Source organism: Amycolatopsis rhabdoformis (assembly GCF_035918295.1).
Lineage (GTDB): Bacteria > Actinomycetota > Actinomycetes > Mycobacteriales > Pseudonocardiaceae > Amycolatopsis > Amycolatopsis rhabdoformis.
Map to the genome: position 1 here is coordinate 8,157,597 of NZ_CP142149.1, position 11,220 is coordinate 8,168,816.

Consider the following 11,220-nt stretch of genomic DNA (forward strand, 5'->3'; position numbering starts at 1 on the left):
GTTCGTTCGCTTGGCCGCCGGGTGTGCTGCCTCACGCGGGGCGTGTTCTTCACTTCTCGCGTGGAGTATTCGGCCCCGCCGTTTTCCGTTAGCGCCCGCTTCAACTCCGAATGTCACCTTCGGCATCATGAGCGCAGCTCGGATCGTGGTGGTGGGGACGGGGTACGTCGGATTGACCACGGGGGCATGTCTCGCGAGCCTGGGGCATCGCGTCACCTGCGTGGACGTGGACGAGGCGAAGGTCTCTCGCCTCGCCGCCGGCAGAGTGGACATTCTCGAACCGGGGCTGGCCGAACTGGTCACCGGTGGCATCACGAGCGGGCGCCTGTCGTTCGTCGTCGGCGCGCGCGAAGCCGTGCGTCACGCGGACGGGGTGTTCCTCTGCGTGCCGACGCCGATGGGCGCGGGTGGCTCCGCGGACCTGCGCGCGGTGGAGGCGGTGACCGCCGAGATCGGCGACGTGCTGCCCACCGGCTGCGCGCTGATCACCAAGTCGACCGTGCCGGTGGGCACGTCGAAGCGCATCCGCGCGATGCTCGGCCGCACCGACGTGCCGATCGTGTCCAACCCGGAGTTCCTGCGCGAAGGCACGGCGGTCTCCGATTTCCTGAACCCCGACCGCATCGTCGTCGGCTCGGACACCCCGGGCGCGGCCGACTGGGTCGGCGACCTCTACGCGGACCTCGGCGCCCCGGTGGTCGTCGCCGACGCAGCGAGCGCGGAGCTCGTGAAGTACGCGGCCAACTGCTTCCTCGCGCTCAAACTGTCCTATGTGAACTCGATCGCCGAGCTGTGCGAGCGCCTCGGCGCCGACATCGACCTCGTGACCGAGGGCATGGGCTACGACCGCCGCATCGGCCGCACCTTCCTCAAGCCCGGCCCGGGCTGGGGCGGCTCGTGCCTGCCGAAGGACACCAGCGCGCTCGTCAAGGTCGCCGAGTCCGTGAACTACGACTTCCGCATGCTGACGTCGGCGATCGACGAGAACATCGCCCAGCGCGATCGCATCGTCGCCAAGATCGCCGGCGCCTGCGGCGGCACCCTGGCCGGCGCGCGCATCGGCGTGCTGGGCCTCGCGTTCAAGGCCGGCACCAACGACCTGCGCGACTCACCGGCCCTGGCCGTGTCCTCCGTGCTCGGCGCGCTCGGCGCGGAAATCACGGCGTACGACCCGGCCGTTGATGGTGTCATCGACGGCATGACCGTGGTCGACGACCCGTACCAGGTCGCGAAGGACGCCGACGTGATCGTCGTCCTCACCGAATGGGCCGAATTCAAACACCTCGACTGGACCATCATGGCCGACGCCATGGAGGGCGACGACGTGGTCGACACCCGCAACCTCCTCGACCCCCGCACCGTGATCGACGCGGGCCTGTCTTGGCAGGGCGTTGGCCGCCCGCGCGCCGCCGGGCGAAAGCGCGTGACGGTTTCCTAGCTTCCGGCTTAGGATCACGGACGCGGCATCGCGTGTCGGTCACCGGCTGGGTGAGGCATGGAGGTGCCGAGATGCCTTGTGGAGGCATTGTTCCGTGAATTTTTCTGATCTTAGTTTTGATTCTGCGTCTGATTCTGGTTCGGTTTCGGTTTCCGTCGAACTCAACCACCTGATCGTCCCTTCCCGCGACAACCGCGAGTCGGCCGAATTCCTCGCCCACCTGCTCGGCTTGACGGTGGGCGAGGAATGGGGCCCCTTCATCCCGCTCCACCTGGCCAACGGCGTGCGCCTCGACTTCGCCACGGTCCCACCCGAAGACCTCCGGCTGCAGCACTACTGCTTTCTCATCCCGGAAACGGCGTTCGACGCCTTCTTCGCCCGCCTGCAGGAAACCGGCGTGCCCTACCACGCCGACCCGCCCGGCCGCCTCACCGGCGAAATCAACCACAACCACGGCGGCCGCGGCGTCTACTTCCTCGACCCGGGCGGCAACGGCCTGGAAGTGATCACGCAGCCCTATGAACCGGAGTTGCGCCGTCCGGCGAGCTGGTAGTCGGGAGCCGGGTCTCGCGGGACGGCAGCGCCGGATTGTGCGACAGCCGACTCAACGCCCCGCGACCCCAACCGTCCGCATATCCTCACGACTGCGAGACCCGGCCACCTGCACCACCACCGCACCACTGAGCAACACCACCGCGCCCACCACCTGCACCAGCCCCAGCGTCTCGCCGAGCCACAGCCAGGCCAGCCCGGCCGCGACCACCGGCTCCACCAGAGCCAGCACACTCGCCAAAGTCACCGGCAGATCGCGCAACGCGCGCAGCCCCGCCAGGTACGGCAGCACCGTGCCCGCCAAAGCCAGCCCCAGCAACGCAAGCCACACCGGCACGCCCGGCGTCACCGCGGCGTCCATCGGCCCGACTGTCCACGGTGGACTCACCACGCCCACCACCACGGCGCCGATCGTGAGCCCCACCGCCGTCACCCCGACCGGATCGTGGCGGCCGGCGCTGTGTTCGCCGAGCAGGAAATAGCCGGCGGAGCACACCGCGGCACCCACGCCGGCGGCGATGCCCAGCGCATCGAGCCCTCTGCCGTGCCAAACCTGCGCGACGAGCACCAGACCCGCCACGCCGAGTCCGGTCCCCACCCACACCAGCGCCGGCAGGCGTTCGCGTCGCACCAGCCGTACCCACAGCGCGACCAGTGCCGGCGCCAGGTTCACCAGCACCATCGCCACCCCGACCGGCACGCGGGCCACCGCCACGAAAAAGCACAGCTGCACCCCGGCCACGCCGAGCACGCCGTAGCCGAGCAGCAGCCACCCGTCCTCGCGGCGGAAGCGCAGCGCGCGCGGGCGCACCAGCGCGACGCCCGGCAGCAGCACGACCGCCGCGACCGCGATGCGCACGGACGTGACCGCGGCCGGCGTCCAGCCGGTGGCCATCACGGCCTTCGCCACCGGGCCGGAGCTCGCGAAGAGCACCCACGACGTGAGGCTCAACCCCGTCGCCCGCCTTCGCCCGGTCATGCCCCGCAGTGTCGCCGTTCGCCACGACGCCGGACGAACGATTTACGAAGCAACCGAAATTCACCCGACGGAAAACGCGGCCGCCGGACGACGATGTGGGTGTGACGGAACCGCGGGTGAGACCGGACCCGGCTTTCGCGCTGCTCGGGCTGTACGAGTCCGCGCTGCCGGAGGTCTACGGGTACCTGCTCGCGCGCTGTGGTGAGCGGGTGCTGGCCGAGGAGCTGACGTCCGAGACGTTCCTCGGCGCCGTGGCCGCGTGCCGCAGGTCCCAGGCGCCGCCGGTGAGCACGGCGTGGCTGATCGGGGTGGCGCGGCACAAGCTGGCCGACCACTGGCGCCGCAAGGCGCGGGAGGAGCGCGGGCTACGGCTGGTGCACGAGCCGGAGACCGCGCACGACCCGTGGGACACCGAGCTCGACGCGTTGCGAGCCCGCCAGGTGCTCGAGTCGCTCGGCGCGCACCACCGGGCCGTGCTCACGCTGCGTTACGTCGACGGCCTGCCGGTTGCCGAGGTCGCCGCCTGCCTGGAGCGCACGGTCACCGCGACGGAGGCGTTGCTGACCCGCGCCAAGGCCGCGTTCCGTCACCGCTACGAGGAGAAAGGGGGCCGCGATGACTGAGCCGTTCGACGCGCTCGCACTGCCCCCGGCGCCGGTCGACCCGGATCCGGCGTTCGCCGACGAGCTGCGGGACAACCTGCGGCGCCTCATCCTGAACGGAGCCGACGACATGACCACCACCGAAACCGAAACCGCCGCCGTCCGCGCCCTCGCGCCCTACCTCGTCGTCACCGACGCGCGGGCCGCGCTGGACTTCTACGTCGCCGTGTTCGGCGCGCGCCGCCGGTCCGACCCGATCGTGATGGACGACGGCCGCGTCGGGCACGCCGAGCTGGCCATCGGCGACAGCGTGCTGATGCTCGCGGAGGAGTTCCCCGAGCTGGGCAACGTCGTCGCGCCCGAAGGCGGGGCGTTGATCCGCATCGAGGTGGCCGACGTGCGCGAGTCGGCTCGCCGCGCCGAGGAGCTGGGTGGCGAGGTGGTGCGCCCGGTCGAGGACCGCGGCTACGGGCTCGCCGGGACGATCAAGGACCCGTACGGCCAGCGCTGGCTCGTCGCGCAGGCCGGGCACCCCGGCCGCACCGGCAAGTACGCCACCAACCCCACCCGCCACGGCGAAGCCATGTACTTCACCTTCCAGGTGCCGGAAGGCGACGCGGCGAAGGCGTTCTACGGCGGCGTGCTCGGCTGGCAGTTCTCGCCGGGCTCGGTCCCGGACGCCTGGGGCTTCGAGGGCCCCGGCCTGCAGGGCGGCCTCTGGGGTGGCCCGGGCCGGCAGGTCGGCTGGAAGCTGATGTACGCCGTCGACGACCTCACCGCCGCCCTCACCCGGGTGACTTCGCACGGCGGCACGGCCGGCGAAATCGAGCACCACCCGTACGGCACCACGGCCGACTGCGTCGACGACCAGGGCATCGAGTTCTGGCTCTGGCAGCAGCCACACGAGTGAGAAACCCCATGACCCCGGCGGCTCCCACGCCGCCGGGGCGCACACTCGAACCATGGCCGGGCACTGGACTCCGTGCAACGAAGCTGAGCTGACCGCCGGCTGGCGGCTGTGGCTGGAGCTCGGCTCCTGCACCTGGCCGGGCCCCGACTGGGACGGCACGCCCGCCGAAGCCGTCACCGGCCTCACCCGCCTGTTCCAGACGTGCAACGACATCCTCGAGTCCTACCGCCGCAGCGGCGGCCCCGACTCCGCCGGCATCATCGGCCTGGTCCGCTCCATGTTCCTCGCCGCCAACTGGACCCTCGAACTCTGGCGCGACGACACGGCCCCCCTCGACGCCGAACGCGCCGCCCTCCTCCACGGCGACCTCGCGGGCTTCGCCGAACACGCCGAGGCCGTCCGCACCCTCCTCGCCCACGGCGGCGGCTGGTCTTCACTCCCGACCTGACGCCGCTGGGTGGGGCCCGCGAACCACGAGCCCCACCCGACTGTCACCTCATCGAGGATCAGGCAGCTTCCTGGCCAACCCGACCACCACCAACGCCACCACAGCCAACACTCCGATCACCACCACAAACGCGCCTTCATACCCCACCGACCCCGTGCTCAACCCGGCGAACAGCGTCCCGAACACCGCCACCCCCAACGCCAGCGATGTCTGCTGCGTAGTGGTCATCACGCCACCACCGATCCCGGCCAGGTCGTGCGGCACCCGCGACAACACGACCCGGAAGAGGGTCGTCATGGCCATGCCGTTGCCGATGCCGATGAGCACCATCGCGGGCGCGAGCTGCCACACGGACAGCGACGGCCACGCCAGCCACGCCGAGCCCGCCAGTACCGCCAGGCCGAGCGCCAGGATGATCCCGCCGAAGGGCACCACCTTCCGGCCGAAGCGGGCGACCAGCCGGCTGCTGACCAGGGACGTGAGGAAGTACGCCACGGCCATCGGCGTGAGCACGAGGCCTGAGGCGAGCGGGCCGAGGTGCAGGCCTTCCTGCAGGGTCACGGCGTAGACGAACATGAAGGACCCGAAGCCGCAGAAGAACGGCACGGCCACGACCAGGCCGTGGCGCACGTTGGCGGTGCGCAGGAGCGCCGGCGGGAGCAGGGGCATGCCGCCGCGGGATTCCAGGCGCAGTTCGACGCGGGCGAAAGCCGCGACCGCGAACGGGAAGAGCGCCAGCGACACGATGGTCCACCACGGCCAGCCCAGCGCGGAGCCCTCCATGAGCGGCACGAGCAGCGTCAGGAGCGACGCGGCGAGCAGCGCGGTGCCCCAGCGGTCGACGCCGAGGGGGTTCGTGGCGCGGCTGTCGGGCACCGTGCGGCGCGCGACGAGGAGGCCGACGAGGCCGATCGGCACGTTGACCAGGAAGATCGGCCGCCAGCTCGTGCCCCACAGGTCGGCGGCCACGAGTGCGCCGCCGAGGAGCTGGCCGACGACGGTGGCGATGCCGCCGGTGGCGCCGTAGTAGCCGAGGGCGCGCGAGCGGTGCGCGCCGGACGTGCCGGCTTGGATGATCGACAGCACCTGTGGCAGCAGCATCGCCGACGCGGCGCCTTGGGCGGCGCGCGCGAGCACCAGCGTCGTCGCGTCCGGGGCGAGGCCGCAGATCAGCGACGTCAGCGTGAACAGCGCCAGGCCGAGCAGGAAGAGCCGGCGGCGGCCGAACGCGTCACCGAGCCGGCCGCCGAGCACCAGCAACACGGCGTAGGCGATGCCGTACGCGGCCACCACCAGCTCGAGCGTCGCGGTGGAGGCGTGCAGGTCGGCATTGATGGTGGGGAGGGCGACGTTGACGATGAAGAAGTCGATGATCGGCAGCGCCGCCCCCAGCAGCACGGTGACCAGGCCGGCGGAGGTGAGTGCCGGTCTGGTCGGCACACCGGTGGTGTGCACCGGTGCGGAGGTTGTCGTCGTCATGAGTACCAGGTTCCGACGCTCTTGAACCTGGTACCAGGTGCGCTCTTATCCTGGTAGTCGCACTACCTGGTACCCGTCAAGAACCTGTGCTCAACTGGAAGCATGACCAGCGCTGTCGAAGAACGGGCCGTCGAAGAACGCCTGCGCCGCGGCGAGCTCGGTGCGTTCCTGCGCAGCCGCCGGGCGCGCATCACACCCGAGCAGGTCGGCCTGCCCCTCGGCGGCCGCCGGCGCACGCCCGGCCTGCGTCGCGAAGAGGTCGCGCAGCTCGCCGGCGTCGGGGTCACCTGGTACACGTGGCTGGAGCAGGGCCGCGACATCAACGCGTCAGAACAGGTCCTTGGCGCGATTTCCCGCACGCTGCGGCTCGACCCGCACGAGCACTCGCACCTGTTCACCCTCGCCGGCGCGCCCGAGCCGCCCGCGGCGAGCGAGTGCAACGCCATCACGCCCTCGATGCGCAGGATGATGACCCAGCTCGAGCCGTTCCCGGTCGCCGTCCGCAACGCGCGCTGCGACCTGCTCGGCTACAACCGCGGCTACACCTGGCTGATGGGTGACGTCGACGCGATCCCGTTCGAAGACCGCAACACGCTGGTCCAGTGCCTGCTCAACCCCGACTGGCGCGGCCGGATGCTCGACTGGGACCAGAACGTGCCGCGCGTGGTCGCGTCGTTCCGCGCGGCGATGGCCGAGCACGTGGCCGAACCGTCGTGGAAAGCGCTGGTCAAGCGGCTGCGGGCCGAGTCGCCGCTGTTCGAGCAGCTGTGGAACCGCCACGACGTGAACCCCGACCCGATCCGCACCAAGTGCTACGACCACCCCGAGGTCGGGCTGCTGAAGTTCAACTTCACGTACCTGTACTTCGGCCGCCGCTCCGAGATCACCGTGTCCACCTACACCCCGGCCGACGAGCAGACCGCCGAGAAGCTGCCGCTGCTGTTCGACTAGAAGTGCACCAGCACCCGGCCGTCGTTGGCGGGATCGGTCTCCACGCGCCGGTAGAGCTTCTTCAGGTGCGGCTGGTTCAAGGTCGCCATTACCCGCCGCCTCAGCTTGCCCGAGCCCTTGCCGGAAATGATCTCGACGGTCTTGATCCGCTCCCTGGCCGCCCGGAAGATCGCGGTGCGCACGGCCGCGTCGATGTCCCGGTCGCTGCGGAAGATCGGGTGCAGGTCCACGGTGAGCATCTCCGGCATCGTCGGCTCCTCGGTCATTCAGGTACTGGGTCATTCGGTACCGCACGGGACGTAGCCAGGATGCCGCTTCCGGACGGACGCGCGCAGGCCGCGTGACCGGTAGTTTTCTGCAGCATGCAGGAGTGGTGGCGGGCGCGGAACCCGTGGTTCGGACGGGTGTTCCGGACCTTCGTGGTGCTCGTGTTCACGCTCGGCGCCACGAGTGCGGCCGGCCGCTGGCAACCGGGCGCCCACGCGCTGACCCCGGCCGGCGCCGCGTGGCTGGTCGCGACCGTGCTCACGTTGCTGGTCGTGCACCGCTACCCGCTGCCGGTGTTCGTGGTCACGGCCGCGTCGGCGTACGCGTTCTACGCCTCCAGCGAGCCCGGCGGGCCGGTGATCCTGGTGCCCACCATCGCGTTGTTCATGCTCACCCGCCGCCACGGCCCGGTGCTCGCGGGCTGGGTCGGCGCCGGCGTGCTCGTGGCCGGCTACGCGGCGCACGTGATCACCACGCGGTCGTTCGCGATCGCGGCTTCGGCCGGGGTGTTCGTGGTGTGGCTCGCGGCGGTGATCGGCATCGGCACGGCCGTGCGCTACCAGTTCGCGGCGCTGGCGGCTCGGCGCGAGCAGGTCGCGGAGCACCGCCACCGCCTGGCCGAGCAGGAACGGCTGCAGATCGCCCGCGAGGTGCACGACGTGGTGGCCCACAGCCTCGCGATGATCAACGTGCAGGCCGGCGTCGCCGCCCACGTCGCCGACCGGCGGCCTGAGCAGGCGAAAGAGGCGCTGCTGAACATCAAGGCCGCCAGCGCGTCGGCGCTCAACGACCTGCGCGCGACGCTCGCGGTGCTGCGCTCGGGCGAGGACAAGGCCCCCACGCCGAGCCTCGCGCAGCTGTCCGAGCTGCTCGACCACGCGCGCGCGGCGGGCCTCGAGGTACGCCTGCACGGCGACGCCGGTGAGGTCCCCGCGCCCGTGGCCGCCGCGACCTACCGGATCCTTCAGGAGTCGCTCACCAACGTCGTCCGTCACGCCACCGGCGCGCAGCACGTCGACGTCCACCTCGAACGGCACCCGGGCGCCCTCGTGCTCACCGTCCGCGACGACGGCCGCGCCACCACCGCCCCGACCCCCGGCCACGGCCTGCGCGGCATGACCGAACGCGCGGCGGCACTCGGCGGCACGGTGCGGGCGGACGTCACCGAAGGCGGTTTCGAAGTACGGGCCGAGCTGCCCGTGAAGGGGGAGTCATGACGATCACCGTGGTCCTGGCCGACGACCAGGCCCTGGTCCGCGCGGGTTTCCGCGTGCTGCTCGAGACCGAAGACGGCTTCACCGTCGTCGGCGAGGCCGGCGACGGTGCGCAAGCCGTGTCCCTCGCGCAGGAGCACCGGCCCGACATCGTGGTGATGGACGTGCGCATGCCCGGCACCGACGGCCTCGAAGCCACCCGCCGCATCACCGCCGACCCCGCCCTCGCCGACGTGAAGGTGCTGGTCCTGACCACCTTCGACGTCGACGAGTACGTGTACGAGGCCCTGCGCGCGGGCGCGAGCGGCTTCCTGCTCAAGGACACCGAACCGGTCGAGCTGCTGCGCGCCCTGCGCGTGATCGCCGCCGGCGAGGCCCTGCTGGCCCCGACCGTGACGCGCCGCCTGATCTCGGAATTCGTCGGCCGCCCCGAACACCGCCGCATCGACACCGCCGCCGTGAAGGCGATCACCGACCGCGAACGCGAGGTCCTCGGCCTCGTCGCCGGCGGCCTCTCCAACGACGAAATCGCCGCCCACCTGGTGATCTCCACCGCCACGGCCCGCACGCACGTGAGCCGGATCATGACCAAGATCGGCGCTCGGGACCGCGCTCAGCTCGTGGTGCTGGCCTACGAATCAGGCCTCGTCACCCCGCGGAAGCACTGAACCGCGAACTAGCCCGAAGGTGTGAGTTACGCCGTGTCGGTGAACGTCGTCCCACGTTCGGACGCCTTACCGGCAGAGCATCGCCTCACTCAGCGATGTGTTCGGCGGAAGGAGCTCCCATGGCGTGGGAGATCGTCGTGGTCGCCGCGCTGGCCGTGATCTTCCTGGTCAGGCTGGTACTGCAACTCCGACGGGGCTGACGGCCGCCGCCGCGGCGTGCTGTGCCGGGCACGGGGCTCGGCGGTGCGGTCGGAGCCCGGGTCCTGCGGCAGAGCAGGCCGGGGCCGGTGCGGCGGGACCGCGCGTGGGGTGATCAGGGTCTGCTCCGCGTCAGTCGGCGGCGGAGTCGGCGCACCCCTCGGCGGCGTCGGCGGCGGATTCGGAACGCCCCGCGGCGGAGGCGGCGGCTTGGGAATGCCCTTGGTCGGCGGGGGCGGCAGGCTGCCGTTCAACGAGCCGGAGACGGAACCCGCCGGCGCATCGCCCGCCAGGTGCCGAGGCCGGTCCACCTTGGGGATTTCGATCGTGATCTCGCTGGTGACCTGGATCGGCGTCGACTTCTCGCGCCGGTATGAGAGCTTGCGCGCCAGCGCGTGGCTCGGCCGCTCCACGAACCGGTAGCTCACCTCGACCACGCCGAACACCGCCGGAATCACGATCAGCAGCGCGATCGGCAACGGCACCGCCGGGCGCAGCAGCTGCAGCAGTACGAAGGACACGAGCATGTGCAGCAGGTAGATCGAGTAGCTGCGCTCGGACACGACGGTCCAGAACTTCCGCTGCTTGAGCTTCGGTTCCGCCATCATGCCCAGCAGGAACAGCACCACGGCGAACGCCATCGAGAGGTTGTAGGCCGTGTCCACGCGGCCGACGTTGATGATGTCGCCGAACACGTACAGGCTCCACGCCAGACCGCCGAACACGGCACCGGCCCACAGCGGGATCTTTTTCGACGTGGTGGCCCAGATGACCTGGCCGATGATCATGATCGGCAGGTAGGACACGTTCACCGCGAACAGGAAGTACCCGGCGCCGAGCTGCCGGCCGCTCAGCATCACCACGAAGATGAACGTGATCTCCACCGCGATGGCCAGCCACACCCACCGGCGCAGCACCGGAAGCAACAGCAGCAGGATCACGTAGAACAGGACCTCGACGATCATCGTCCAGGCCACCGGCACCAGCACCACCTGCGGGTTGATCAGGTAATTGACCAGCACGGAGTTGGTGAGCACGGTGAGCGGCGTCAGCTCCTGCGACTGCCCCGGCGTCGCGGGCGGATGCAGGTTCACCAAGATCAGCAGCGCGGTGAGCAGCACCACGAACACCATCGGCGCGTACACCCGGATCAGCCGGTTCACGGCGAACCGTCCGCTGCCCTGCCGCATCGCGATCGGGGTGACCACGAAACCGCTGACCAGGAAGAAGAACGGCACCGCGATCTCGCCGATGCCCTGCGTCGACATGTGCATCGGGTCGCTGGTGAACGTCTCGATGAAGTCGATGTAGGGCGCGTGCTCGCCCTTGGCCTTCACCCAGGGGTGTGCGATGTGGCTGTAGAAGACCAGCAGCGCACCGAGCCCGCGGCCGATGTCGATGAAGACGATCCGAGTTTTCTTTGCCGGTTCGGAGGGCGCGACTTCGGCCAACGCCCACCCCCCAGTTGATCGAACCGACTCAGTCCGCAAGGAGTGTAACTAAGAAACACCGCG

Annotated in this window: 12 protein-coding genes; 8 read left to right on the forward strand and 4 right to left on the reverse strand. The window is 70.5% G+C overall.

Annotated features, from left to right (window positions below):
* The first annotated feature begins 127 nt into the window (after positions 1 to 127).
* Both VSH64_RS37655 and VSH64_RS37660 read left to right on the forward strand, forming a co-directional pair.
* On the forward strand, positions 128 to 1,438 hold the full coding sequence (locus tag VSH64_RS37655) for a UDP-glucose dehydrogenase family protein (protein ID WP_326567516.1): 1,311 nt from the start codon (positions 128 to 130) through the stop codon (positions 1,436 to 1,438).
* 94 nt (positions 1,439 to 1,532) lie between these two features.
* Positions 1,533 to 1,991 (forward strand): VOC family protein, encoded by a 459-nt coding sequence (locus tag VSH64_RS37660; RefSeq protein WP_326567517.1) that lies wholly within the window; start codon positions 1,533 to 1,535, stop codon positions 1,989 to 1,991.
* Positions 1,992 to 2,042: 51 nt separating this feature from the next.
* Here the strand turns inward: VSH64_RS37660 and VSH64_RS37665 are convergent, their stop codons facing one another.
* Positions 2,043 to 2,969 (reverse strand): EamA family transporter, encoded by a 927-nt coding sequence (locus tag VSH64_RS37665; RefSeq protein ID WP_326567518.1) that lies wholly within the window; start codon positions 2,967 to 2,969, stop codon positions 2,043 to 2,045.
* Between the two features lie 101 nt (positions 2,970 to 3,070).
* On the opposite strand from VSH64_RS37665, the gene VSH64_RS37670 reads away from it, so the two are divergent.
* From VSH64_RS37670 to VSH64_RS37680, 3 genes are read left to right on the forward strand one after another with little or no spacing between them, the layout of a single operon-like run.
* Positions 3,071 to 3,592, forward strand: a complete 522-nt coding sequence (locus VSH64_RS37670) for an RNA polymerase sigma factor (protein WP_326567519.1) — start codon at positions 3,071 to 3,073, stop codon at positions 3,590 to 3,592.
* Positions 3,585 to 4,481, forward strand: coding sequence for a VOC family protein (locus tag VSH64_RS37675; protein WP_326567520.1), 897 nt, complete (start codon positions 3,585 to 3,587; stop codon positions 4,479 to 4,481). Before VSH64_RS37670 ends, VSH64_RS37675 begins: the two co-directional genes overlap by 8 nt.
* A 52-nt stretch (positions 4,482 to 4,533) precedes the next feature.
* Positions 4,534 to 4,929, forward strand: coding sequence for a hypothetical protein (locus VSH64_RS37680; protein ID WP_326567521.1), 396 nt, complete (start codon positions 4,534 to 4,536; stop codon positions 4,927 to 4,929).
* Positions 4,930 to 4,977: 48 nt separating this feature from the next.
* Here the strand turns inward: VSH64_RS37680 and VSH64_RS37685 are convergent, their stop codons facing one another.
* The gene (locus VSH64_RS37685; protein ID WP_326567522.1) at positions 4,978 to 6,408 is read right to left on the reverse strand and encodes an MFS transporter; all 1,431 of its coding nucleotides are present in this window, start codon (positions 6,406 to 6,408) and stop codon (positions 4,978 to 4,980) included.
* A gap of 102 nt (positions 6,409 to 6,510) precedes the next feature.
* Here VSH64_RS37685 and VSH64_RS37690 point away from each other — a divergent pair, with 102 nt between their 5' ends.
* The gene (locus VSH64_RS37690) at positions 6,511 to 7,359 is read left to right on the forward strand and encodes a helix-turn-helix transcriptional regulator (protein ID WP_326567523.1); all 849 of its coding nucleotides are present in this window, start codon (positions 6,511 to 6,513) and stop codon (positions 7,357 to 7,359) included.
* On the opposite strand, the gene VSH64_RS37695 is transcribed toward VSH64_RS37690, so the two are convergent.
* The gene (locus VSH64_RS37695; protein WP_326567524.1) at positions 7,356 to 7,625 is read right to left on the reverse strand and encodes a Smr/MutS family protein; all 270 of its coding nucleotides are present in this window, start codon (positions 7,623 to 7,625) and stop codon (positions 7,356 to 7,358) included. The two genes, VSH64_RS37690 and VSH64_RS37695, sit on opposite strands and share 4 nt — an antisense overlap.
* A gap of 96 nt (positions 7,626 to 7,721) precedes the next feature.
* Here VSH64_RS37695 and VSH64_RS37700 point away from each other — a divergent pair, with 96 nt between their 5' ends.
* Complete coding sequence (locus tag VSH64_RS37700) at positions 7,722 to 8,843, forward strand: sensor histidine kinase (protein ID WP_326567525.1); 1,122 nt, start codon at positions 7,722 to 7,724, stop codon at positions 8,841 to 8,843.
* On the forward strand, positions 8,840 to 9,508 hold the full coding sequence (locus tag VSH64_RS37705) for a response regulator transcription factor (protein ID WP_326567526.1): 669 nt from the start codon (positions 8,840 to 8,842) through the stop codon (positions 9,506 to 9,508). Before VSH64_RS37700 ends, VSH64_RS37705 begins: the two co-directional genes overlap by 4 nt.
* Before the next feature lie 89 nt (positions 9,509 to 9,597).
* Here VSH64_RS37705 and VSH64_RS37710 read toward each other — a convergent pair whose 3' ends face one another.
* On the reverse strand, positions 9,598 to 11,157 hold the full coding sequence (locus VSH64_RS37710) for an acyltransferase family protein (protein WP_326567527.1): 1,560 nt from the start codon (positions 11,155 to 11,157) through the stop codon (positions 9,598 to 9,600).
* Positions 11,158 to 11,220: the final 63 nt, after the last annotated feature.